Genomic DNA, 25,068 nt, shown 5'->3' with positions numbered 1-25,068 from the left:
TTCATTGCAAGCTCCTTTGGGTTAAGCAAAAGTCTCAAGTCGGAAGCACTGGGCGCCTGGCAGGCCGGATGGCTACCCAGGCGCGGTCCCACAGCGCGATCAGCCCGCGCGGCTCTGCGATCAGAAAAGCGATGATGAGGCCACCGATCACGATGCGCTGGCTCATCTCCAGAACACCCGAATCGAACACGCTGCCGAGCAGCGCGGCGCCGATCCGCGACAACAGGAGCGGGAAGACAACGATGAAGGCAGCACCGATGAAGGAGCCGCGCAGCGAGGCCAGGCCGCCAATGATGATGATGAACAGGATCTGGAAGGAGCGATCCAGATTGAACCCGGCCGGCTCGACCGTGCGCAAATAAGCGAATGCCCAGAGCACGCCGGCAACACCAATCAGGAAGGACGAGATCGCGAAGGCGAGCAGCTTGGTGCGCAAGAGCGGGACACCAATCACCTTGGCCGCGATCTCGTGATCGCGTACCGCGATGAAGTTGCGGCCGGACTGGGAACGGAGCAAACGCAGCGTCAGCAGGGTAAAAACGACCACGATCGTCAGCGAAAAGACGTAACGTTCGGCGGGGGTCGTGAAGCTGATGCTGCCGATACTTAGAATCGGCGCGTCGATCACTCCTGACGGATTGTCGTTGGAGAACCAGCTGAACTTGGTCAGCGCCCACTGCACGAAGAACTGCGCGGCGAGCGTCGATACCGCGAGATAGAACCCGCGCAGCCGCAGGCTCGGCAGTCCGAATACAATACCAACGGCCGCCGCGATGACGCCAGCCAGCACCACATCGACCAGCAACGGCAATCCTGGGATGCGAAGATGAAGATTGTATGCGGCGTAGGCCCCGACGGCGAGGAAAGCGGCTGAGCCGAGCGAGACTTGTCCGGCGTATCCGGTGAGGACGTTGAGCCCGACGGCAGCGAGCGCCAGCGCCAGGAACGGCGTGAGCACGGCGTCCAGCAGATAGTCTGACCCTGCGAACGGAACGACACCATAGGCGATTACGATCGCGATGCCGATCCACAGCGTCTCGGCAATCGGCCAGCTCGATTTGGCGGGAGTAGGAGCGGCCATTGTCTACACCCTCTCCACGAGCTTCTGTCCGAACAGGCCCGATGGCCGGATCAACAGCAGCAGTAGCGCCGCGGCATAGGCCGCCCAGATCTCGATGCCGCCTCCGAAGGACGGTCCGACATAGACCTCCGCCAGTTTTTCGATGGCCCCGACCAAGAGGCCGCCGATGATCGCCCCTGCAATCGAATCGAACCCACCGAGCACCAGGACCGGCAACGCTTTCAAGACGACCAGCGACAGCGAGAATTGCACGCCGAGCCGCGCACCCCACAACAGGCCACCGACGAGGGCGACGATCCCGGCCACCGTCCAGACCGCCGCCCAGACCCGCGGCAGCCGCAGGCCCACCGCGAGGGCGGCAAATTGATCGTCGGCCACGGCGCGAAACGACAGCCCGGTGCGGGTGTAGCGGAAGAAAAGCGCAAATAGCGCAACCAAGCTGCCCGCGACCGCCGCGGCAAACAGGTCGAACTGACTGATCAGCACGCCAGCCACATCGAACGGCGTATCGCTGATGCCGATGTCGAGGCCATGTACCTGCGTGCCCCACAGAAGCTGGGCTGCGCCTTCGATGACGTAGGAAAGCCCCAGCGTCGCCATGAACAGGGTGATCGGAGGCTGGTTGACCAGCGGTCGCAGCACCAACCGCTCTGTGGCGATGCCCAGAGCGACCATGACAACCAGTGTCGCTGCCAAGGCGGCAACGAATGGCGCGCCGCGTTCGACGAGACTGACGAAGGTCAGGGCCGCGAACAACAGCATCGCGCCTTGTGCGAAGTTAAGTACGCCGGAGGTCTTGTAGATCAGCACGAACCCGATCGCGACCAGGGAATACATCACCCCCGAAAGCAGGCCACCGATCAACACCTCAATCAGAAACTGGTAGTCGAACATCAGGTCGCAAGCTCCGTTTCGTCCTCATGTGCGACGCCAAGATAAGCGTCGATCACCGCAGGATCGACGCGGACCTGGTCGGGGGTGCCGTCCGCGATTTTTCGCCCGTAATCGAGCACGGCCACGCGATCGGACAGCCCCATCACCAGGCCGATGTCGTGCTCGATCAGGACGATTGCTGCCCCGAAGCTGTCGCGGGCGTTGCGCACATGCTGCGACAGTTCCTGCTTTTCGGTGAGAGTTACGCCCGCGAACGGCTCGTCGAGTAGCAGGAGCTTCGGCCGCGCGACCAGCGCCCGCGCCAGCTCGACGCGCTTCTGCACTCCGTAGGGGAGCGTTCCAGCGCGGCGGTCGCGAACCTCTGCGAGATGCAGGAATCCGATCACTCCTTCCGCGGCCGCGCGGCTCTCGGCCTCGATCCGCCGCGCAAGCGGCGAGCCGATGATCTGCCCCAGGAAACCCGTCCGTTGACGATAAGCCAACCCCATCAGCACGTTGTCGAAAACGGAAAGTCCCTTGAAGAGCGCCAGGTTCTGAAACGTCCGTGCCACGCCAAAGGCTGCAAGCCTCGACGTCGGCACATCACGAAAGGAGTGCTCGCCAAACCACACTTCTCCGCGATCGGGTCTGTAAACCCCACTGACGACGTTAAGGAGCGAGCTCTTTCCGGCGCCGTTCGGTCCAATGACTGCCAAGATCTCGCCCACAGCGACATCCAGATCGATCTCGCGTAAGGCCGCGATGCCGCCAAATGTCAGCGAAATGTTTGCAAGTCCGAGCACCGGTCGTACGGGTCTCTTGGCAGACTCCTCCGCACCCCGCTCCAGCGCCTCCTCGCGCCTTCCGCCCGATACATCCGCGTATCGGCGTGGAGGGATCTCCTCCAGCCGAAACGCGCCCGCCCCTGTCGCAATCGCCGTCACGTGGCTGCCCCTCGCTTTGCGCCTATTCCGCGGCTTGAACGCGCACAGGGGTCCTTGCCTCAAGTTCGCGGACCAGCGGGATCACATGCTTGCCGAAATATTCGACCTCTTCCTGGAAATGCAGGAAGCCCAGCAGGATCAGGTCGGCGCCGGCGTGCTTCAGCTCGATGATCCGTTCAGCGACTTGCTGTGGCGTGCCGATCAGGTTCGAGCGGAACCCATCATTGTATTGAACGAGGTCCTGGAAGGTGGATTTGGCCCAGTTGCCCTCGCGCTCGGGGCTGGCGTTGCCCGCATTCTGGACCTCGTGGTGGAAGCCGCGAACCGCATCGGGGATCGCGTTGTCGAGGATCTCCTGCAGCACGTCCTTGGCTTCCTTTTCGGTCTGCCGAACGATGCCAAATGCATTGATTCCGATCTTGGTCTGCCAGCTCTTGCCGAAGGTCTTCTCCTTGGACCTGATGTCCTCGACCTGCGCTTTCAGCCCCTCTGGCGTATTTCCGTTGGTGAAATACCAATCGGACACGCGAGCGGCCATATCGCGGGCAGCCCGCGAGGAGCCGCCCTGGAATATCTCGGGCAACGGATCGAGCGGCTTCGGCTTGAGCGAGTACTCGTTGAACCGATAGAAATCTCCCTTGAGCGTAAAGCTCTCCTCCGTCCAGATCCCGCGCAGAGCGTTGATGAATTCCTCCGAGCGCCGGTAGCGTTCGTCGTGGTCGAGCCAGGGCTCGCCGATCGCATGGAATTCGCCTCGGAACCAGCCCGATACGATATTGACCGCAACACGCGCGTTGGTGAGCTGGCTGATCGTCGCGATCTGCTTCGCCGCCACCGCCGGATTCCATGGCCCGGGAAGGAGGGCAGCGATCACCTTGAGCTTTTCGGTCGCTGCGAGCAGCGCGTGCGAGAAGGCGACCGGCTCATGCTGCTTGTCGGCTCCGTAACCCGCCGTGAACCGGATCTGGCTTAGTGCGTAGTCGAAGCCGGCCTTCTCCGCGATCTGGGCGAGCTTCCGATTGTAGTCGATGTCCCAGCTGGTTCGCTGCTCGATTGAAGAAATCACAAGTCCGCCTGAGACGTTAGGCACCCAGTAGGCGAACTTGATCGGATTGTTGTTCACAGACATCCAGTTTGTCCCCTTGAGAATTGCACTTGCCACAAAACGACCGACAGCCTGAGTCCGGCAGCACCATGCGACCACGCCGATCTAGACGAACGGGTGCCGACGCTGCTGTTCTAGCGACCGGTTAGGTTGTTGATTTGGAGGAACTAAGCGATCTCAGGTCAGATCGCCACCCGCGTTGAGACGCCGCTCAGGAACGACACAAACACAACTCATCGACAAGCTCGCGCGCAACTGAATGCCTCACCGTGTCGAAGATGTTGTTGCGCATCATCAGCGCTCCTGACTGGCACCATTGCCTGATAATCAATCCTCTCAGAGAATCTTCGACTGCGCGAGTCCAAGACGGACTATTTTTCGTCACGCGCAGATAATCGGCTTTCTCTTATTTCGCCGCGCACGCATCGTTTATTGCCGTACAGGAGTGGCTCATCACGCGTCGCCGCAGAGAGCAGTTTCAATGTCGCGGCCCGTTTGGGCGCCTCCGGTATTGCATCTTGGCACTTGGTTCAACGACTTCGGCGATTTGTTCGAATAGTCTTATTGCATTCCCTGGCACCTGAGACCAACTGCACTCCGCCCAAATGGCTAACGAGCTTGAATTCGCAATCTAGATGAACGGACCACTATTCTACAGTCGAACATGCAAGCACACTTTGCACCGCGCAGTTTGCGCTTCTCTCAAGTAAGACGGTGGGAGTGCTGCAATAGTACCGATCGCGATCGGAATATCCTGCTCTTTGGTGGTTGCTCAGCGATGTTCGGCGCCCGCGCGCGCAGGTATCTGAAAGACCGCGCGATAACGCATGGGGCTCGTAGCAACTCGCTGCCTAAAATGATGTGTCAGCGATGCAGCCGTGCCGAAGCCGGTCGCGGCCGCGAATTTTGACGACAACTTCCAGTCGATTGTGCTCCAGTTGGGGCGGACAAGGCATTCGGCCGCAACCCGGGCGCGACGATCCAGATCCTGTCGGGCCACCGTTTGCCGGTCCACTTCATTTGGCCTGACGTTCGGCCATCAACTCAGCGGCTCCTGCGCGCCTCGCCCGCTGTATTTTACTGCTTAGCTCTTGCCTCCGGTCAGCGCAGACCTGCGGTGCGTTAGCCCCAGCACCATGTCTGAGAACCGCTCGCCCTGCACGAGAACGTGGTCGTGCAACCTCGTCGCCGCGAGCTGCTCATCGCCGCCGCGGATTGCTTCCAGGATGCCGGCATGCTCCTGCAACGATTGCAGCAGCCGGTTGCGCGCCCGCAGCTGGATGCGGCGATAGGCGCTCAAGCGCTTGTGCAGGGCGAAGGCCTGATCGGCCAGGAAGCTGTTGCGGCTGGCGCGGTAGATCGCTTCGTGGAAGTTGCGGTTGTCGGCGTAATACTGCTCGCTGTCGCCGTTTCGCGCGGCCGTCTCGCAGGCCCGGTGCGCAGCTTCCATCGCAGCATCATTGTCCGGCGTCAGCCGCCGCGCGGCCAGCCGTCCGCAGGCGCTTTCGATCTCCGCCATGGTCTCGAACATCTCGAACAGCCGGGTCGGTGACGGGACGCTGACAATGGCGCCGCGTCGCGGGCGGACATCGATGAAGCCTTCGGCGCCGAGCTGCAGCAGCGCCTCGCGGATGGGCGTCCGCGACACGCCGAATCGCTCCGCCAGCGAGGCTTCGTCCAAGCGATCGCCGGGTTGAAATTCCCCTGCAATCACAGCGTCTTCGATGGACTGCTTCAGTCTGAAGGCCTGGCTCATTGTATACACCCGATCCTGCAATTCCATACCATACGCTTGACAAAACATACAGCATGCAGTTCATATATGAATTGTATGCAATATTAGAAATAAAAAATGCAATCTAGCACGGGAGGTATGGAATGAGGATTTCAAGACGCCAAGCCTTGGCCCAAACTCTGGCCCTGGGGATCGCGGCCCCGGCGCTGCTCCGGTTCGGAGCGGCGCGCGCGGCCACGGCCCTGAAGATCTCGCACCAGTTTCCGGGAGGCACCGCGACCGAGGGCGATTTCCGCGACCGGCTCTGCCGGCGCTTCGCGACGCTGATCCAGGAGCGCAGCAAGGGCGCGATGACCGCCGAGATCTATCCGGGCTCGTCGCTGATGAAGACCAACGCGCAGGTTTCGGCGATGCGCAAAGGCGCGCTCGACATGAGCCTCATTCCGATCTCCTACGCCGGCGGCGATCTTCCCGAGCTGAACATCGGCCTGATGCCGGGCCTCGTCACCGGTTACGACGAAGGCCTCGGCTGGAAGAACAAGCCGATCGGCCAGGAGTTCACCAAATTCCTCGCCGCCAAAGGCCTCGTCATCCTCACCTGGATCTGGCAGGCCGGCGGCGTCGCCAGCCGTTCGCGCCCGCTGGTCGCGGTCGGCGATGCCAAGGGCATGAAGGTCCGCGGCGGCTCGCGCGAGATGGATCTGGTGCTGCAGGCTGCCGGCGCCTCGGTGCTGTCGCTGCCCTCCAACGAGCTCTATGCGGCGATGCAGACCGGCGCGTGCGATGCCGCCCTCACCTCCTCCACCAGCCTGACCTCGTTCCGCCTGGAGGAGCTCGCCAAACATCTGACGACGGGCCGGGCCAAGAGCTATTGGTTCATGCTCGAGCCGCTCGTGATGTCGAAGGCGGTGTTCGACCGGCTGTCGAACGAGGAGCGTGACATCATCGTCTCGGTCGGCGCCGAGCTCGAAGCGTTCGGCCGCAATGCTGCGGTGGAGGACGACGTTCGTGTCGCCAAGGTCTATCAGGCCGCCGGCGCAACGGTGCACGATCTCGACGACAAGACGGTTCAGGCCTGGCGGGATCTATCGCGCGAGACGGCCTGGAAGGATTACGCGGGCAAGAACGAGAACTGCGCCCGCCTGATCAAGCTCGCCATGGAGGCGGGCTCATGAGCGCGCACGGCATCGATCTCGGCCATTCCACCGCCGTGACGTCGGCGCGACCCGGCTCCCCGGTCGGACGCATCGCGCGCGCGATGACTCTGCTCAACAGGGCGATCGTCGTGCTCTGCTCGATCGCGCTCATCGTCTCGAGCGCAATCCTCAGCTACAGCGTGGCCGCGCGCTACTTCTTCAACGCGGCAACCTATTGGCAGGACGAGGCTGCGGTGTTCCTGCTGGTCGGCGCCACGTTCCTGTCCACCGCGTTCGTACAGGCCGGGCGCGGCCATATCGGCATCGAGGCGCTCACCGGCTACCTCTCGAAGCGCGGCAATGCGATCCGCATGCTCGCGGTCGACGCCGCGAGCCTATCGTTCTGCGCCTTCTTCGCCTGGAAATCCTGGACGCTGTTCCACGAAGCCTGGGTCGACGGACAGGTGTCCGGATCGACCTGGGCCCCGCCGCTGTGGATTCCCTACAGCATGATGTCGCTCGGCATGACGCTGATGACGCTGCAGATCGCGCTTCAGCTGGCCGCGAGCCTCGAGACATGGAGGAGCAAATGAGCACGCTTGCCGTCGGATTAATGTATGGTGGTGCGACCCTCGCCGTCATGGCTTCGGGCATGCCGATCGCGCTGGCGCTCGGCGCGGTCGCCGTCATCTTCATGTACTACTTCATGCCCGCCGCATCGCTCGATACGGTGACGCAGAACGTCTACGAGGAGATGGCTTCGATCACGCTGCTGGCGATCCCGCTCTTCATCCTGAAAGGCGCCGCGATCGGCAAGTCGAAGGCGGGACAGGACCTCTACAGCGCGCTCCATGTCTGGATGGGCCGCATCCCCGGCGGTCTCGGCATTGCCAACGTGTTCGCCTGCGCGCTGTTCGCCGCGATGGCCGGATCGTCTCCGGCCACCTGTTCGGCGATCGGCTCCGCCGGCATTCCCGAGATGCGCAAGCGCGGCTATTCCGGCGGCTTCGCCGCGGGCGTGATCGCCGCCGGCGGCACGCTCGGCATCCTGCTGCCGCCCTCGATCACCATGATCCTGTACGCGGTCGCCGCCGAGCAGTCGCTCGGACGTCTCTTCCTCGCCGGCATCGGGCCGGGCCTTCTGCTGGTGCTGCTGTTTGCGACCTATGCCGTGCTGAGGTTCAAGGCCGAGTACAAGGCGGCGCAGCGCGCCTATGCCGCCGATCCGGCACAGCATCCGATCCTGTCGAACGAGCGCTTCACCATGGCGATGCGCTTCGGCGCGCTGCCGCGCGTGCTGCCCTTCGTCGTGCTGCTCAGCGGCGTCATGATCGCGCTCTATGGCGGCTATGCGACGCCGTCGGAAACCGCCGGCCTCGGCGGCATCCTGGCGCTGGTCCTGATCGCCTCGATCTACGGCGTGTGGCGGCCGCGGGATCTCGGCCCGATCCTGGAATCGACGCTGAAGGAATCGACCATGCTGATGCTGATCATCGGCATGTCGCTGCTCTACTCCTACGTCATGAGCTATCTCCACATCAGCCAGGGCGCGGCGCAGGCGATCGTGGCGATGCATCTGTCACCATGGGTGCTGCTGGGCGCGATCCTGGTGCTGGTGGTCGTGCTCGGCTTCTTCCTGCCGCCGGTCTCGATCATCCTGATGACCGCGCCGATCATCCTGCCGCCGCTCAAGGACGCCGGCTTCGACCTGATCTGGTTCGGCGTGGTGATGACGATCGTGATGGAGATGGGCCTCATCCACCCGCCGGTCGGGCTCAACATCTTCGTCATCAGGAATATCGCGCCCGACATTCCCCTGAGGGACGTGATCTGGGGCACGCTGCCCTTCGTCGTGCTGATGGCGTTCGCGGTGGTCCTGCTCTGCCTGGTCCCTTCGATCTCCACCTTCCTGCCCAATCTGGTGATGGGCGCCCCGACGCGTTAACCGAGGAGGCATGAACCATGCTGAGCGACATCCGATCCGGACGCATCGCGGCACCCGAATTCCTGCAAGGGCTGATCGACACGTTGACGCAACGCGGCCGCGCGGTTCTCGGCATCAAGCCGGATCGCGAGGCGAGCGAGGATCGCGACCTCGCGCTTCTGGGCGAGGCGCTGCTGTCGCGTCGGGGCGAAGCCTCCGGCGTTGCGATCGCGCAATCGCTGCTTGCCGCGTTCGAAGCCGCGGCCGAGCCGCAGCGGCTCAAATTTCTATCCTCCCTCGCCGACCGGTTCGGGCCGGACCGCCGCGCCATCGAGCTCGCGATCGCCGCCTACCAGCGCAAGGAGGGTGGCGACGGCAGCAAGCTCGAGGCGCTCCATGCCGCCGCGGAGCCACGCCGGCAGGAGCTGATCCGGCGCCTCAACCTCGCGCCGGGCGGAACGGCCTCGCTGGTGCGGATGCGCGAGGTGCTGCTCGCGCTGCTGCGCGAGCATCCCGAGCTGCAGGCCGTCGACGACGACTTCGTCCATCTGTTCTCGTCCTGGTTCAACCGGGGGTTCCTCGTGCTGCGACCGATCGACTGGACCACCTCGGCCAACATCCTCGAAAAGATCATCAGGTATGAGGCCGTCCACGCCATCCAGGACTGGGACGATTTGCGCAACCGGCTCGAGCCGCCGGACCGCCGCTGTTACGCGTTCTTCCATCCGCAGCTGGTGGACGAGCCGCTGATCTTCGTCGAGGTCGCGCTCACACGCGAGATTCCCGGCGCGATCGGACCGCTGTTGGACAAGTCGCGCCAGGCGATTGCCGCGCACGAGGCGACCACCGCCGTGTTCTACTCGATCTCGAACACGCAAAAGGGCCTCGCCGGCGTCTCGTTCGGCAACTTCCTGATCAAGCAGGTGGTGCAGGATCTCGCCCGCGAGCTGCCGAACCTGAAGACCTTCGTCACCCTGTCGCCCGTGCCCGGCTTTGCCGGCTGGGCGAGGCGCGAGCTCAAGAGCGAGGCATCGGCTGCGATCGACGACGACACGCGCCGAGCGATGGCCGCGATCGAGGACGGCGGCGATATTGCGCAGGCGAAAGAGCCCATCACTGCGCTTGCGGCCTATTACTTCCTGAAGGCAAAACTGCCGTCGGGCAAGCCGGTGGACCCGGTCGCCCGCTTCCACCTCGGCAACGGCGCACGCCTGGAACGGCTGAATTTCCTCGGCGACGCCTCCGCCAAGGGCATGAAGCAGTCCTACGGGCTGATGGTGAACTATCTCTACGCGCTCGAGCACATCGAGGCGAACCACGAGGCCTTTGCGGAAGCCGGGACCGTCGTCGCTTCCGACAACGTGAAGAAGGCGCTTCGCGCGAAACTGTCGTCGCGCGACCTCGTTCCCAGTCCTCACACCAACTCGCAACGGAAGATCTCGTCATGAGCTCGAACCTGTACGACCGCCTGCTCGCCGGCGCGGAGTCCGACCAATCCATCTGCATCGAGAAGGACGACGGCACGGCGTTGAGCTATGCCGAACTCGCCGCCCTCAGCGGCAGGTTCGCGAACTTCCTCGCCAGCATCGGCATCGGCCCGAACCACCGCGTCGCGGCCAAGGTGGAGAAATCCGTCGAGGCCGTCGCGCTCTATCTTGCAACGCTGCGCGCAGGCGCGGTCTATCTGCCGCTCAACACCGCCTATACGCCGGCCGAGACCGAGTACTTCATCCGCGACGCGCAGCCGACATTGATCGTGTGCGATCCCAGGGAAGAGGCCGATTTGCGCGTCATCGCCGCCAAGGCAGGCGGCCGGGTCGAGACGCTCGATCAGCGCGGCAAGGGTTCGCTCGTCCAGGCCGCGGCAGAGTTTCCGGCGCGATTTATCACCATCGCCAGGACGATCGACGATCTCGCCGCCATCCTCTACACGTCGGGCACGACCGGCCGCTCGAAGGGAGCCATGCTGACGCACGGCAACCTATCTTCGAACGCCCTGACGCTCGTAAAGGAGTGGCGCTATTCGCGCAAGGACGTGCTGATCCATGCCCTGCCGATCTATCACGTTCACGGGCTCTTCGTGGCCTGCAACGTCTCCTTCGCCGCACGCGCGCGTATCCTGTTCATGCAGAAGTTCGACGCCGAGCGCATCCTGACGACGATGGCGCGCAGCACGGTTCTCATGGGCGTGCCGACTTTCTATGTCCGCCTGCTCGAGAGCCCTGACCTGAACGAGCGAGCCACCGCCAACATGAGGCTGTTCGTCGCCGGCTCAGCGCCCCTTCTGGCCGAGACACACCGGGCCTGGCAGCAGCGGACCGGGCACGCGATCCTGGAACGGTACGGCATGACCGAGACCGGGATGATCGCCTCCAATCCCTATGAGGGGCTCCGCATTGCCGGCTCGGTCGGCCGGCCGCTCCCCGCCGTCGAGGTTCGCGTCACCGATCCAGAGACCGGCGCAATGCTCCCGGTCGGCGAGGTCGGCATGATCGAGGTGAAGGGACCCAACGTGTTCGCGGGCTACTGGAACATGCCGGACAAGACCGCGGCCGAATTCCGCGCCGACGGCTTCTTCATCACGGGAGATCTCGGCAAGCTCGACGCGGACGGCTACCTGCACATCGTCGGGCGCGGCAAGGACCTCATCATCACCGGCGGGTTCAACGTTTATCCGAAGGAAATCGAGACCGAGATCGACGCCATTGACGGGGTATCGGAAAGCGCCGTCGTCGGCGTGCCACACGCCGACTTCGGCGAAGGCGTCACCGCCGCCGTGGTCCGCTCGCCCAATTCCTCGGTGGATGAGCGCGCCATTCTTGACGCGCTGTCGGGACGCCTTGCGAAGTTCAAGCAGCCCAAGCGTATCATTTTCGTCGAGACCTTGCCGCGCAACACCATGGGAAAGGTGCAGAAGAACCTGCTGCGCGAGCGTTTTGCCAACGTATATTCAGCCAAGACTGGCAATGGAGCTGCTCGAAAATGATGTGCCACGTCGCCAGCTGTACGAACGACCGAACTGTATGCCTCTCTTGAAACGGCGATCAGTTTCTTGCAGATTGGATCTGGCGGAGGCCGAGGATGCGCGCTTTGACGAACTCAAGCGCGATGCATCGACGGCAGGCTGCTTCCGACTCGATCTCGATGTTGTAACCTCCGAACGTGCGGGGGGGGGCGCTCATGCTGACGGTAGACACGGCCGATGCGGTCAATTTTCGAACGATGGATAGACGACCTTGCGCAGGCGCGCGGTGTCGATCGGGTAGCTGCCAAAGAGCTCACTGTACTTTCCAGAGGCCCTTCACCGCGGCCGCAATGACCTCGTCACGCCCGCCGCGGCGATATTGGCGCCTTCCGGCCGCGGCCCCATAACACGAACGCGGAAAGCGCTAGCAGGACGAAGTTGAGCGGCGTGATGGCGGCTTCGCCACGTGAAACGTGGAAGACGATAGCAAAGACTTGCAACACCGAGCAGCCGAGCGCGGCGAGCACGGTGAGGCCGGGCATGATCCGGGTCGCAGCTGGCAATAGAATGCCGCGCCGCCGCTCGACCGATGTGATCACCTCTGCCCGCGAAATCGTCATAGCGCTTCTCCTAGGATTACCCCTAGGACCTGCAGCGCTGGCCTCCGTCAAACAAGGCGGCCGTCAACGGAGGCGTACCTTAAACGAGACGTCGGTAACGCCGCGACCGTTGTCGTAAGCATAACGAATACTCTCGAAAGAGAGCTGGCTAGCGGAGGGCTTGAAAGCTTGAGCATGAGGCGCTTGCCGCTCTTCTGGTGCGGCCCACAGTCTACCTAGAGGGATAAGGGCTGCTCGCGACCGCGCCACGTCGGAGATCGCCCTCGCAAGCGTCTTTAAAGGGCATATTGAGCTGAAGTAGAGCGTATTGAACAGTACCATATCCCCGATGGTGACCGCGTCGGCCGTAGTATTCAGGTATAAGGAGAAGCGTGACCGCAAATTGAAGCGCGACGGCGAACCCGAGCACGGCGATGTAGGGTAGTCGTCGCAACACGTAGGCTCGCCAGTTATCACGAACCTCCTGCTCTCTCACCATAAAGCGTTTGTTCATCCAGGACTGACTGCCGAAATGCCGCAACGTGTCCATCCCGTTCAGGACGTTGCCGATGAACCGAGCATTCTCCTGTCCGGCTTCGACTGCCGCATCCAGGAACGCCCGGGCCTGACGCGTGGAAATCCACGTCAATGCAATAGCGAGTGCTCCATAAATGGCGACAATTGCAGCGATCTGGATATTGAGGAGCGCGCCGAGGGTGACAAGCGTAAGCAGAGGCTGCGTTGAAGCAGGGATGAAGACGACAATCCCAAGCTAGACCAACGCCGTCAATGCGCTGCGCCCGCGAGCGGCCGCACTCTGTATTTCCGCCGAACTGAACTCAAGGAAAAAGGCTGTCGTCGGCAATGCCGACGCACATGGGAAGAACTATGCCCTGCTCTATCGAGGCGAGGTGCCGGACCTCGCCCCGCTTTATGACGTCGTCTGCACAGCCGCTTACCCGCGACTGGCAAAGAAGCTCGCCATGGCGATTGGCGGGCGCTCGGTGCCGGATACGATTCAGTTGCAGCACTGGTTGACACTCGTTCCCGCAACACGCGCCGCACAACGTCTTCTCATGAAGGGTATCAAAGAAACCGCGGACGGCATCAGAAGCGCGGCCGACAGTCTCCTCCTGGAGCTGGAAGAGGCAGGCATCACCCACGCAATTTTGAAGACGATCCGGGCCGTCATTGAGACCCGCGCCTCTCATCTGCTGCGAATTACAGAGAAGGCGTGAACAGCGGACCTACACGATCGCGCATTGAGAACAGCGCATCACCAACGATGTTGATCTGCGCATAAATGCCCTTCGAATCTACCATGGGCCAGAGCCAGAAATAGAGGCAATGGCACCTGACCCGCTCATCGCTGTTCAGCGCCACAGCATCTCGCGGCTGCCGGACGTGGAAGATGGCAAAGGCATCAAACGCAAGTTTCAAGAGCTATCCAATCGGCTACTTCCACGTCGACGTAGCTGAGGTCCGCACCGCCCAGGCCGGCTCTATCTCCTGGTCGCTATCGATCGTACCTCGAAGTTCACCTACCCAGAGAAAGCTACCAGGCGCGTCGCTACCGACCTCTTGCAGAATCTCATCAAGGCCTTGCCTTATAAGGTTCACACCGTCCTCACGGACAATGGCACTCACTTCACCGATCCGGCCGGCGACAGTTGGACCGCGGCTGACATCAAGGAGAAGATCGAGCGGAAGGAGCTCTTCTGGGCGCATGCTTTTGTCGTGGCCTGCGCCCGTAACTACATCGAACATTGCCTCAACAAGCCCAAACATCCCTGGACCAATGGTCAGGTCGAGCGCATGAACCGAACGATCAAGGACGCCACGGTCAAGCGTTCCCACGCGAGACTCACCGTTCGAGTTCATCTGCAGGGCCTGGACAGAAGAGCCAGAACGATTCACCCTCAATCCGCTCCAGAAAATGCCGGGACTAAACATTTAGGGGACTGGGATTACCAAGTTTCTGTTCGGTGGCTCACAACATCAAATCAGTTTTTTGGCGGCGCGAAGTGCGCAACTCTTGTTCAAATTCCGACAGCGGCACAAAGCCCGTCGGGTTCAAAACACTGGTCGCGATGAACTGCCGTTGAGCTATTCATGGGCAATTAGGCACTTAATGCGCGCAGACGATGCTGGCACGGACGTTGCTAATAGGGTGCAGCAGTACTGAAAGTGCTGAGCGCACCCAAACGCGAGTCGAGCGATGCTCTCCTTCCTTGAACCGATGTGGCCCGCTTGTGAGAGGACGAGCTTGTTCCTTGTGACTTTGTGTGTCGTCGCGCTTAGCGCGGCGACACCGACATTCGCTACGGATCTCGCTCGGCAGGCCGTCTACGCCAAGGCACCACCCCTCTCGGTCGGAGATCAGCTAGCACAAAACCTCGCGCAGCCTCTGACAATAACTTTGGAGCGTAACATGGCGCTGGGCTTAGAATCCCCAGCTCCCCCGATCAAGGTGGAGAACTGGCTGCGTGGTCAGCCCCTCACGAGCTTCCAGCCCGGGAAAATGTACATCGTCGAATTTTGGGCAACTTGGTGCGCACCGTGTGTGGCGGCGCTGTCCGATCTGGTACAGCTGCAAGAGAAATATAGAGAAAGCGGAGTTGAGGTCCTCGGAATAGCATCTCGTGAGCGCGCTCAAACAGCGGAAGAGGGCCGAAGCAAGTTGGACGCATGGTTGACCGAAAAGTTGCCGAATCTCAACTACCGGGTCGGGTTCGACTATACACGCGAAATGGACAAGCTTTGGATGGATTCCAGCTTTTCTATTGGGATTCCCACCTCGTTCGTCGTCGACCGTGATGGCCACATCGCCTTTATCGGCTCCCCGACGCAACTCGAAGACGTCTTGCCGAAGATTTTGACCGGCAGCTGGCGCATCAGCGATGAAGCGAAAGCCGCCGATGCAGAGCGGATCGCCAACGGCGAACGCACAATGCCGATCTTCGCCAAACTGATCCCGGCGGTGAAGGCGCAGGATTGGGCGAAGGCGCTTTCGGTGGTCGAAGAAGCTGTCGCTGTTCTGCCGAATGACGTGAACTTCCGCGTGCTCCATGCGGATCTGCTGCTTCACAAAATGCGCGACTTGCAGGCCGGCCTGCCAGTGATGCGCCAATTGGTTCGTGACGCGATCAACAAAAAATCCACGATGTGGATGGCCCGAGCGCTGCGCCAACTCTTTGATCCGGCGAATGACAACTCTCATTTGCCGCAGGCCGAGCGCTTTGCGATGGGCAATGAGTTATCCGAACACATTCTGGCAATAAATCGTCCGCAACGCGGCGAGGCCTCCAAGTTCTCGTCCTATCCGGCGGTCGCTCAGTATTATTACGAGAGCGGCAACAGGGATCGCGCGATCGAGTTGATCGAGGTGACGCTGAAGTCGCTGGACGGTCCCGAACCTATCCCGGACAGCCTGAAACAGCAGGTTATGTCGGAATTGGTCCAAACGCTGGCCAACTACAAGAGTCAGAAGGCTTGCTATGGGTCTCTTTGTGCGACTCCGCAACCCGGAGTCTCGCAAAGTACCAAAGCGCAAGCGCCGGAGGAGAGAAGATGAAAAAGGATAACGATCTGAGCTGCTCACTGGTTAATTCGTCCATTTATTCGATGGGCCATTGGCAATTAACGATCAGCGAGCACGGCGGTGGATCGTTTGTGGCACGTTGGAAGTTCGATTGCTATGACCTCCATCCGGATCGACGCGGAGGTGATCTTCCAGGTGAAGTCGCGCCGCGACCCCATAACGCAAAGTCTCTGGCGGTCATATGCTGAAACTTCCTTCATATGCACCTTTGCGTACAGCCGTGGCCGAGGCCGGAGCTACGTGGACACGCTTCTGAAGACGGGCCAAGATGAGTGACGCCGATCCCGCCTACCTGGCTCACACAAGCTCGGATCGCGCAAGGCTGGCCGATGTCTCAGATCGATGCTCTCAGCCCGAGGAGCTCGCAAAGCGTGAGGCGCTTAAGTTAAGCGTTTACGCGAAGAGTGGGTGAAATGGGTAGAAGAGTTCGGCCGCGGCCCCAGACTCCGGGCATTTGTCGCATCCTCGCACGCCGCGCCAAGCATTGGGCACATCGGGTCAGGATCGAACGGATTTCACACCGCGAGTGCCACAACCCATAGCGCCATGACCAGTCAAGATGACAAACGACCCGCCGCAATCGGCTTGGTTCTCCCGTTTGCGTTGGAGCACTGGCTGAAGCAGCCAGTGCGTGCCGCGATTATCCTCGTCGGCTTCTTAGGTGCGACGGTCGCCGACCTGTTCATGCCGGTCTATTCCGGCCGTCTGGTGGATGCATTGACGTCGGGCCCCTCCGACCAAGCGGCGCGACATGCAGCACTGATTGCGTTCGCTGGTACCCTCGCCCTTGGTCTGCTCTCAATTATATTGCGGTTTACGGGCTTGCAGGCGATCGTGCCGTTCACGCTGAAGACCATGTCGGATGTGGCCCGTGGGGCCTTCATGCGCGTGCAGCGCTTCTCGACCGACTGGCATGCTAACTCGTTCGCCGGCTCGACCGTGCGCAAGATCACCCGCGGCATGTGGGCGCTCGACCTGCTTAACAATACGATCCTGATGGCATTGTTGCCGTCGCTTGCGGTGCTCGTGGGCTCGACGATCCTGCTCGGCCTGCATTGGCCCGAGCTCGGCGTCGTGATCGGCCTCGGCGCAGTGATCTATGTCGCCATCACGACGGCATTCACGATCGGCTACATCGCGCCGGCGGCGCGCGTCTCCAACGCATGGGACAGCAAAGTCAGCGGCACGCTAGCGGACGCGCTCACTTGCAATACTGTGGTGAAATCCTTCGGTGCTGAGGCGCGTGAGGATGTGCGGCTTGACGGTGTCGTCCGACGCTGGCGGGCGCGGGTACAGCGCACCTGGCTGCGGTCCAACGGCACGAGTACGATGCAGCTCGTAATGCTCTTGTGCTTTCGTGCTTCGGTGATCGGCGGCGCCATCCTGCTGTGGATAGCGGGGCGCACCTCTCCGGGCGACGTCACCTATGTGTTGACAAGTTATTACATCATCCACGCCTATTTGCGTGACGTCGGGATGCACATCAATAATCTGCAGCGCTCGGTGAACGACATGGAGGAACTGGTTACCATCTATGGCGAGCCGATCGGCGTTGTCGATGCCCCCGACGCCAAGCCGATCGACATTCACGCCGGGAGGATCACGTTCGAGGACGTCACCTTCCTCTATGACGGCGATCGCGTGCCGCTCTACGACGGATTGTCGATCAACATTCGGGCCGGCGAGCGGATCGGTCTGGTCGGGCGCTCCGGCTCCGGCAAGACCACGTTCGTCAAGCTGCTTCAGCGGCTCTACGACGTCTCCGGCGGCCGGATCCTGATCGACGGGCAGGACATCGCGCTGGCCACGCAGCAGTCGCTGCGCGGCCAGATCGCGATCGTGCAGCAGGAGCCGATCCTGTTTCACCGCTCGCTGGCTGAAAACATCGCCTATGGCCGACCGGGCGCCAGCATGGCGGCGATCAAACAGGCGGCGAGGCTCGCCAATGCGCATGAATTCATCATACGATCGCCGAAGGGCTACGGCACACTGGTGGGTGAGCGCGGCGTAAATCTGTCGGGCGGCGAGCGGCAGCGCGTTGCGCTGGCGCGCGCGTTCCTCGCCGATGCGACAGTGTTGATCCTGGACGAGGCGACGTCGAGCCTGGATTCGGAATCGGAAGCGCTGATCCAAGAGGCGATGCAACGGCTGATGAAGGACCGCACCTCGATCGTAATCGCGCACCGCCTGTCAACGGTCCGCGGCCTCGACCGCATCCTGGTGTTCGATCGCGGCGAGATCGTCGAGCAGGGCACGCATCGGGCACTGATCGTGCAACCCGACGGCATCTATCGCAGTTTGTTCGAGCGGCAGGCCATTGAGTTCGGTCCGCTCTCGGCGGAAGGCCCGCCTAAAACATGGCTGGCCGCATCTCCATAGCCCTGGTGCTATTTGGCCGTACTGGAGGGACATGAGCATGGCCTGATAGTTCCACATCCCTTTTTCAATCTAGTGACGGAGCGCGTGAGCGTTGATGCAAAGGCGCATGAAGGGCTCGCAGTTATGGTTGAGCCGAGCCGGCCGTTCGGCTTAAGCGAGGTCCGCGGCGACGGCAGCGGGATTACGGAGGCACGGCGGACGCTGCCGCAGGATGCCCGGGTGCGCGGCCAGGCGTGGCGGCTTAGTGTGACCCTGGCGAGCCTCTGCCACCTCGTGTGGGGGAGGTGGTGGCGCGCAGCAGCGCCCGTGAGCAGATGGTGTTCGGCACGGTACGGTTCGGCCGCATACATGGCGGTGCCGGTGCAGCCGCGCGATGGCCCTGTTCATCAACACCCTGCCGCTGCGGCTCGATCTCGACGGCATCGCCGTCGAGGCGAGCCTGCACATCATACTTGCGCGCCTGCCCGAGCATGAGCATGCCTCACTGGCACTACGAGTTCTTCAGTCGAGTTCGCATCTGATTTCTGCCCAGGCGTAGGGGACCGTAACGACTTGCGCCAACGTGGTCAGAACAGGTAAGTGGGGCCGCTAAAGCGGGATGGGGTTGTGAATCGATTGGGGATTGAACGAAGCCGCTGGCGGGCATTTGAGGAGAGGTGGTAACGGCCGCCTCCTATCTGAGAGGATCGAGAGTTTTCAGAGCCCCTTCAGACAGGAGGTTTTCCGATGGCCCAGCTGAGCCCTCTCCGCCGACGCATTATCGAGGACATGACGGTCCGCAATTTGTCGCCCGCGACGCAACGATCATATCTCAACGCAGTATCGAAGTTCAGCCGGTATTTTGGCCGAGCGCCCGGCCATTTGGGCTTGGAGGACGTTCACGCGTTCCAGGTTGATCTGGTGGCGACGGGGATATCATGGCCAGCACTCAACCAGATCGTCTGTGCCTTGCGAATCTTCTACAGGATGACGATCGGCCACAGCACGATCCCGGAGCGCATCACCTACGCGGGAGCCACGCAAGCTGCCTGTCGTGTTGAGTGCCGACGAGGTGGTGAGCTTTCTAGAGGCGATCCCGAGCCTAAAGAGCCGCATAGCGTTGACGACCGCCTATGCCACAGGACTACGCGTGTCCGAGGTGGTTTTTCTCAAGATCGCGGATATCGACAGCCAGCGGATGTTGATCCGAATCGAACAAGGCAAACGCGGCAGGGACCGTTACGTCATGCTCTCGCCGCAGCTTCTGAAGATTCTAAGGGCCTATTGGCGGCTAACCCGACCGACACGCTGGCTATTTCCCGGCCGCGACAGTGAGCGGCCGCTTGATGCGACCGTGCTGCACGCGGCATGCCGCTCGGCCCACATCGCAGCCGGTCTGAACAAGCGCGTGATTGCACATGCTACGGCACAGTATTGCGACCCATCTTCTGGAGAACGGCGCCGACATTCGTGTCATCCAGGTGTTGCTAGGCCATGCCAGCCTGCAAAGCGCGGCACGCTACGCCCAGATTGCCACCAAAACGATCAGCCAGACCCCGAGTCCGCTTGACCGGCTGCGATTGGAGATCGCTCCCCGGCTGATCGGGTATCATGGGTCCGGCTTTGGAGGTGGCGGACATATTCCGCCGCCACGGCGAAGCCTTTCGACAGGCGTATGCCGGTCACCTCGGCCGTGTCGAGCGACGCGTGATGGGTGCTATCACGGCGTGTCGGACGGCCATGCTCGGTGGCCACGTCGAGCAATGCGACCACTGCGGTGCGACGCGCATCGTCTACAACTCCAGTCGCAATCGGCACTGTCCGAAGTGCCAGGGCGCGGCGCGCGCGCAATGGCTTGCCGAGCGACAGGCCGAACTCCTTCCCGTGCCGTATTTCCACGTCGTTTTCACCTTGCCAGCGCCGGCCAGAGAGATTGCTGCTGAAGCTCGCTGCCCAAGGGGAACGTCACCCCGAGAACATCAAGCGGCACTTGCGAAACGAGTCCTTCGCTATCCACAACATCGTCTATGCTGACGTCTGCCGACGCACCTTAGTGAGGAAGAGTTCGTGCAACTCTATCCCTGGCTGGAATGCCCCGATACGCCAGTCATCCCTTCTATCCTTGCGCTGTGCAGCTGATCATGCTGACCGGTCAGCGCGTCGAGGAAATCGCTCGGCTGCATGTCGATCATTGGGATGCATCGGAGAGGATCATCGACTGGTCCAGGATCAAGAACCTTCAGCCGCACGCCGTCCCAGTGCCGCCGAGCTGATTGCGTCGATCAAGCCAAAATAAGTACGGCTGGTTCTTTCCCTCAGCGAAGGACGCATCCAAGCCCGTGAGCCACGGTACGCTCTATAGCTTCGTTTGGCGCCAGCGGGACCGCGGCGTGATCCACAATGCAACGAACCGGGAACTGCGGCGAACCTTCACGACTCTGGCCGGCAAAGCCGGCGTGTCGAAGGAAATTAGAGATCGTCTGCAAAATCATGCGCTGCAAGACGTCAGCTCTAAACTACGACCGCTTACATGCCCGAGAAGCGTGCCGGTATGGCAAAGTGGGACAAGTTCGTGCGCTCCATGTTAACTAAGAAGCGCTTGAAAGCGGCGGCATGACCGAGCGCCCCTCCAGGCCCCCGGCTGCGCGAAAAGCCGCCTACCCCGAGCTTAAGCAAGACAGGCAGCAAGAGCCGTTCGAACGGATAACGGACGTTCGACGACCTTTTTACGCACGACATAGCCTCGATGCGCCGAAATCCCGCGATGCCGATCAGATAGGCTGCTGGGGACCACGGGCCTCACCAACAATCAAGGTCGCACTAAAGCGCAATGACAGAGTTGCGCCTGCCTAGAATAGCTTTTGGCATCGGCTGCGCTGTGCTGGCGTTGCTCACCGGTACTGCCGTGACAGACGCCTCTAGCCGCAATCGGCGGGATGCGCTCGGCACGGCGCGGGTGCTCGCTGTAGATGCCGCACTCTTCCCGCGGGGTGGGGGCTGAAGAACTTTCCCGAGACGCTTCCTCTGGCGGACCATGAATTCGTCCTCACCTTCGATGACGGACCGGGACGCCGAACACGGATAAGGTGCCGGCTGCGCTCGCACAGGAATGCGCGCGAGCCACGTTCTTTCTGGTCGGTCGATCCTCGGCGGAATTTCCCGAGCTCGTGCGGCGTATGGCCGCCCAGGGCCACACCGTAGCGCACCCCAGCTGGTCGCATCCGATGATGTCGAAAATCTCGTTCGAGCAGGCTAAAGAGGACATCGAGCGCGGTATCGCCGCCGTCGAAATGGCGCTCAACGGTGGGTCCACCAAATGCCCTCGACGCCGTTCTTCCGGTTCCCCTACTTCGACGCGACACCAGCGACGCTCGATCTCTTGCAGGCGCGCGGAATTGTCGTGTTCCGAGCTGACCTTTGGGCGAGCGATTGGGAGAACATAACTCCAGAGCAGGAGCTCACAATCCTGATCAAGCGGCTTGAGGCCGCTCGTAAGGGCATCATTCTGCTGCATGATGCGCAGACGCGGCCGGCGGCCATGCTGCCTGCGTTCCTGCGCTACGTGCATCAGAACGGGTATCGGATCGTGCATCCGGTGCCGGCTGCCGCCAAGAGCGCTGAAGGCCCCATTGACGTCTTGGCACCACGCCTTCCCGCAGTGAAGGCGCGCGAGAAGTGTCGGAGATGAACTCCTGGGGGCAGAGACGGCTACGGGCGACCTCGCGGCCTAATCGGGTTCGATATGCGAAGCCTCAACGTGACGAAGCTGTTCCTGCTGTACGGCGATCATGCCGCCCTGGACGCCCTTGCGCCAAAGCGAAACAAGAGCTGCCCCACTTCGGCGGCTGGCCTGGCGCCGCTGAACAAGAATCCTTGCACCTCGTTGCAACCCTCGGCACGAAGCCAATCGAGCTGCTCCGTAGTCTCCACCCCTTCCGCTGTCGTCGTGATGTTGAGGCTCCGGCCAAGGCCCGAGATCGCCCGCACGATAGCCCCGCAATCGGAGCGTTTCGCCAGATCCTTCACAAAGGAGCGATCAATCTTGATCTTGTCGAAGGGAAAGCTGCGCAAGTAGCTGAGGCTCGAATAGCCCGTTCCAAAGTCATCCAGCGATATGGAGACGTCGAGCTCGCGGAGCTGGTGTAGGATCGCAAGATTTGCCTCCGTCTCCGCCAGAAACACCGATTCGGTGATTTCAAGCTCGAGCCGCTTCGGGGCTAAGCCGGAATTCGCCAGCGCTGAAATCACCACCTGAACCAGATTGCGGCTACGGAATTGCACCGGCGACAGGTTGACCGCGACCTTGATCTCCGAAGGCCACTTTGCCGCCTCGTTACAGGCATCGCGCAGCACCCATTCTCCGAGGGGCACGATCAGCCCGATTTCCTCCGCAAGGGGAACAAACTCGGCCGGTGAGATCATGCCCTTCCCTGGGTGCGGCCAGCGCAGAAGGGCCTCAAAACCTGAGATCTTGTCGCTCGCGATGTCAATCAACGGCTGATAGTGCAGCTCGAATTCGTTGCTGGCAAAGGCGCGGCGCAAATCAAGCTCCATTTCGCGCCGCCGCTGCACCTGCTGATCCATCTCCCGCTCGAAAAAGCGATGCGTTCCGCGGCCATCCTCTTTGGCGCGATAGAGCGCCATATCGGCATTACGCATCAGCTCGGCGCTGCTGGTGCCGTCGCCTGCTGACAACGCGATGCCGACCGAGGCACCGATAATGAGTTGGTTGCCGTCAATCTCATAAGGCGCACTCAACGTCCTGATCAGGTCAGCCGCGAATTGGCTCACATGCGTCGGCGAGGTATCATCCGTGAGAATGATCGAAAATTCGTCGCCGCCGAGCCGTGCCGCCAAATTGTTGCCGGCTACCTTGGACCGCAGCCGGTCGGCCACTTGCTCGAGCAGGTGATCGCCGATGAGGTGGCCGAACGAATCGTTGACGTTCTTGAAGAGGTCGAGGTCTATACACAGCGCCGCGACGCGGTTGCCAGCTGCATTAGCCCTTTCGAGCGCCTCTCCGAGCCACCTCTGGTGGAGCGCGCGGTTTGCGAGGTTGGTCAACCCGTCGTGAAGTGCCATATGGGCGATGCGGGCCTCGGCCTTGCGCCGTTCGGTGATGTCGACCACCACAACCAGATAGCCCTCGCGTCCCTCGATCATGAGGCGCCGCCCAAAGGTCAGCACAGAAATCTCAGTGCCATCAGCCCTGACATGGCGCCAGGGATGTTCGGACTGAGAGATGTCGCCCGCTTCTCGCAGCGCCCGCGTATAGCTGACCCGCTCGTCGTCTGGCCAGATCTCCTGAACCTTCATTCGCAGGAAGGTCTCGCGAGCATAGCCATAGTGCTGCACTGCCGCGTCATTGACCCTTACGAAGTCCATTGTCACGGCATCTAACGCCCACATCGGCATCGGATTACTGTCGAACAGCAACCTGAACGAGGCATCCCGGCGCTTGAACGACGTAACGTCGGAAATGACCACGGACACGATGTCTCCGAAGGCACTGAGGCGCAAGCGCAGGCTCTGATCACCGTATTCGATCTCGAACTGGTCACCGAAATCATCCGCGACCGCGGCGCCCAACCGCTCCATCACCTCCTTCGAACAAAGTAGATGGTCTGAATTGCCAAGGCGCTGCCACAACAGGCTGCCCTCTTCAACACCGAGGAGCCTTGCTGCTGCCTGATTGTGGTGCACGACTTGAAAATCAAATGGTCTGCCTGCGGGATCGCGAACGGTTGAGAGCGAGATAACGCCATCGTCGGTCTTGCAAAAGATTGCATCGATCAAATTGTATTCTGTAGCGCGCTCGTTGACATAGACGCCGACCAGCGTACCGCCCCAACGCGATAAGGTCGGCAGCGCCAGCACGTCGTAGGTCCGCACCATGCCGGCGTGCACGCAATGAGCGGTTGCCAGATAGGGATGGTTGTTTGCAATCGCATTCGAGGCCGCCCCCGTGAGGGCTGTCGCGCAATCTGGACGCAACGCATCCAGCGGAATGTCCCAACGGGCCTCGCCCAACCAGTTCTGAGCATAGCGACCAGTGCGCGAAACGGCAAACGCGCCATTGTCACACCTGAGCAGCACAAGATGATCGGCAAGCCGCCCGAGGCTCCCCAGCAGCACATTTTCGTAGCGGGGAAGCGTTTCGCCGGGCTTGAGCGCAGCCTGCCACTTGCGTCGCAGGACCGGCATGTCATTGAACAGCCTCGTATCTGATTCCGCGAATTGCTCGTTGGCAGCACTCATCACACGCCCCACTCACCTAAGCTTCCTGCGCCCGGGCGGCATCAAATCCAGCTTGGCTTAATTCGCTCTTAAAAGACGAGACGGTCGCGTTCGGCCCCTGCTGATCGATGCCGTTGCCTGAAACATGAGGCGCGACTGACTTCAAGACTCATAACGCAGAAAATCCGCGGCGATAATGCATAATTCGACGAAAAGCGTTTGCCAGCACCCCTGTGACGAGGAGAATCTTCGAACGAATGATTTGACCGTCACGCATTCTACGAAGGAGCGCTCGTCGTTGCGCGCGAAATTTTTCGCGGATGTCCGATTTGTACGACTACCATTTGCCGACGGCGCAGGCGCCAGCAAATCCTCAATGTTAATTGTGCTTGAAGGACCGTCCCAGGGAGATGCGGGATAACTAAGCGCATGTTAAAGAAATGTGACGACTGCCAGCGCGAGGAAAGAGTGATGCGACGTGCTCGGAATGCGGCGCTGGTTTTTGCCGTC

16 protein-coding genes and 6 pseudogenes are annotated in these 25,068 nt (G+C 61.4%); 14 read left to right on the top strand and 8 right to left on the bottom strand.

Going from position 1 to position 25,068, the window contains the following annotated elements:
• Nucleotides 1-34 precede the first annotated feature (34 nt).
• From ACNJYA_RS10965 to ACNJYA_RS10945, 5 genes are all read right to left on the bottom strand, one after another.
• Nucleotides 35-1,081: a branched-chain amino acid ABC transporter permease gene (locus tag ACNJYA_RS10965; RefSeq protein WP_439402851.1), complete on the bottom strand. Its 1,047-nt coding sequence runs from the start codon at nucleotides 1,079-1,081 to the stop codon at nucleotides 35-37.
• Between the two features lie 3 nt (nucleotides 1,082-1,084).
• Entirely contained in the window at nucleotides 1,085-1,975 is an 891-nt protein-coding gene (locus tag ACNJYA_RS10960) for a branched-chain amino acid ABC transporter permease (protein ID WP_439402850.1), read from the bottom strand.
• On the bottom strand, nucleotides 1,975-2,802 hold the full coding sequence (locus ACNJYA_RS10955) for an ABC transporter ATP-binding protein (protein ID WP_439403426.1): 828 nt from the start codon (nucleotides 2,800-2,802) through the stop codon (nucleotides 1,975-1,977). Before ACNJYA_RS10955 ends, ACNJYA_RS10960 begins: the two co-directional genes overlap by 1 nt.
• Before the next feature lie 118 nt (nucleotides 2,803-2,920).
• Nucleotides 2,921-4,027, bottom strand: a complete 1,107-nt coding sequence (gene sfnG, locus ACNJYA_RS10950; RefSeq protein WP_439402849.1) for a dimethylsulfone monooxygenase SfnG — start codon at nucleotides 4,025-4,027, stop codon at nucleotides 2,921-2,923.
• Nucleotides 4,028-5,087: 1,060 nt separating this feature from the next.
• Entirely contained in the window at nucleotides 5,088-5,759 is a 672-nt protein-coding gene (locus ACNJYA_RS10945; protein WP_439402848.1) for a GntR family transcriptional regulator, read from the bottom strand.
• Nucleotides 5,760-5,881: 122 nt separating this feature from the next.
• Between ACNJYA_RS10945 and dctP the strand changes: the two genes are divergently transcribed.
• From dctP to ACNJYA_RS10920, 5 genes are read left to right on the top strand one after another with little or no spacing between them, the layout of a single operon-like run.
• Nucleotides 5,882-6,913 (top strand): TRAP transporter substrate-binding protein DctP, encoded by a 1,032-nt coding sequence (gene dctP, locus ACNJYA_RS10940; protein ID WP_439402847.1) that lies wholly within the window; start codon nucleotides 5,882-5,884, stop codon nucleotides 6,911-6,913.
• A complete protein-coding gene (locus ACNJYA_RS10935) occupies nucleotides 6,910-7,467 on the top strand; it encodes a TRAP transporter small permease (RefSeq protein WP_212254699.1) in 558 nt (185 codons plus the stop codon). The genes dctP and ACNJYA_RS10935 overlap by 4 nt, the downstream gene beginning before the upstream one ends.
• Nucleotides 7,464-8,819, top strand: a complete 1,356-nt coding sequence (locus ACNJYA_RS10930; RefSeq protein ID WP_212254698.1) for a TRAP transporter large permease — start codon at nucleotides 7,464-7,466, stop codon at nucleotides 8,817-8,819. Before ACNJYA_RS10935 ends, ACNJYA_RS10930 begins: the two co-directional genes overlap by 4 nt.
• Nucleotides 8,820-8,836: 17 nt before the next feature.
• Nucleotides 8,837-10,246 (top strand): malonyl-CoA decarboxylase, encoded by a 1,410-nt coding sequence (locus ACNJYA_RS10925; RefSeq protein WP_439402846.1) that lies wholly within the window; start codon nucleotides 8,837-8,839, stop codon nucleotides 10,244-10,246.
• Entirely contained in the window at nucleotides 10,243-11,784 is a 1,542-nt protein-coding gene (locus tag ACNJYA_RS10920) for a malonate--CoA ligase (RefSeq protein ID WP_439402845.1), read from the top strand. Before ACNJYA_RS10925 ends, ACNJYA_RS10920 begins: the two co-directional genes overlap by 4 nt.
• A gap of 338 nt (nucleotides 11,785-12,122) precedes the next feature.
• Here ACNJYA_RS10920 and ACNJYA_RS10915 read toward each other — a convergent pair.
• A pseudogene (locus ACNJYA_RS10915) lies at nucleotides 12,123-12,335 on the bottom strand (DoxX family protein); the annotation flags it as partial.
• Nucleotides 12,336-12,594: 259 nt separating this feature from the next.
• Nucleotides 12,595-13,044: a hypothetical protein gene (locus tag ACNJYA_RS10910; RefSeq protein WP_439403425.1), complete on the bottom strand. Its 450-nt coding sequence runs from the start codon at nucleotides 13,042-13,044 to the stop codon at nucleotides 12,595-12,597.
• A 229-nt stretch (nucleotides 13,045-13,273) separates the two neighbouring features.
• Here ACNJYA_RS10910 and ACNJYA_RS10905 point away from each other — a divergent pair, with 229 nt between their 5' ends.
• The 9 genes and pseudogenes from ACNJYA_RS10905 to ACNJYA_RS10865 all read left to right on the top strand — a co-directional run bounded on the left by ACNJYA_RS10905 (nucleotide 13,274) and on the right by ACNJYA_RS10865 (nucleotide 22,009).
• Nucleotides 13,274-13,600 carry a hypothetical protein gene (locus tag ACNJYA_RS10905; RefSeq protein ID WP_439402844.1) on the top strand — a complete coding sequence of 109 codons (327 nt, stop codon included), beginning with the start codon at nucleotides 13,274-13,276 and terminating at the stop codon, nucleotides 13,598-13,600.
• A gap of 133 nt (nucleotides 13,601-13,733) precedes the next feature.
• Nucleotides 13,734-14,319: pseudogene (locus ACNJYA_RS10900) on the top strand (DDE-type integrase/transposase/recombinase); the annotation flags it as partial.
• A 474-nt stretch (nucleotides 14,320-14,793) separates the two neighbouring features.
• Nucleotides 14,794-15,936 (top strand): redoxin domain-containing protein, encoded by a 1,143-nt coding sequence (locus tag ACNJYA_RS10895; protein ID WP_439402843.1) that lies wholly within the window; start codon nucleotides 14,794-14,796, stop codon nucleotides 15,934-15,936.
• Between the two features lie 573 nt (nucleotides 15,937-16,509).
• Nucleotides 16,510-18,342 carry an ABC transporter ATP-binding protein gene (locus ACNJYA_RS10890; protein ID WP_439402842.1) on the top strand — a complete coding sequence of 611 codons (1,833 nt, stop codon included), beginning with the start codon at nucleotides 16,510-16,512 and terminating at the stop codon, nucleotides 18,340-18,342.
• A 373-nt stretch (nucleotides 18,343-18,715) separates the two neighbouring features.
• On the top strand, nucleotides 18,716-18,880 hold the full coding sequence (locus tag ACNJYA_RS10885) for a hypothetical protein (protein WP_370141679.1): 165 nt from the start codon (nucleotides 18,716-18,718) through the stop codon (nucleotides 18,878-18,880).
• A gap of 188 nt (nucleotides 18,881-19,068) precedes the next feature.
• Nucleotides 19,069-19,916, top strand: a pseudogene (locus ACNJYA_RS10880) (tyrosine-type recombinase/integrase); the annotation flags it as partial.
• A gap of 16 nt (nucleotides 19,917-19,932) precedes the next feature.
• Nucleotides 19,933-20,238, top strand: a pseudogene (locus tag ACNJYA_RS10875) (IS91 family transposase); the annotation flags it as partial.
• 132 nt (nucleotides 20,239-20,370) lie between these two features.
• A pseudogene (locus ACNJYA_RS10870) lies at nucleotides 20,371-20,938 on the top strand (tyrosine-type recombinase/integrase); the annotation flags it as partial.
• Between the two features lie 213 nt (nucleotides 20,939-21,151).
• Nucleotides 21,152-22,009: pseudogene (locus ACNJYA_RS10865) on the top strand (polysaccharide deacetylase family protein).
• 98 nt (nucleotides 22,010-22,107) lie between these two features.
• Here the strand turns inward: ACNJYA_RS10865 and ACNJYA_RS10860 are convergent.
• Nucleotides 22,108-24,579 (bottom strand): putative bifunctional diguanylate cyclase/phosphodiesterase, encoded by a 2,472-nt coding sequence (locus ACNJYA_RS10860; protein ID WP_439402841.1) that lies wholly within the window; start codon nucleotides 24,577-24,579, stop codon nucleotides 22,108-22,110.
• Nucleotides 24,580-25,068 lie beyond the last annotated feature (489 nt).

It is taken from the genome of Bradyrhizobium sp. BLXBL-01 (assembly GCF_051853025.1).
Taxonomy (GTDB): domain Bacteria; phylum Pseudomonadota; class Alphaproteobacteria; order Rhizobiales; family Xanthobacteraceae; genus Bradyrhizobium.
Note: the sequence above shows the minus strand (reverse complement) of the source record. Positions and strands in the feature narration are given on the sequence as shown.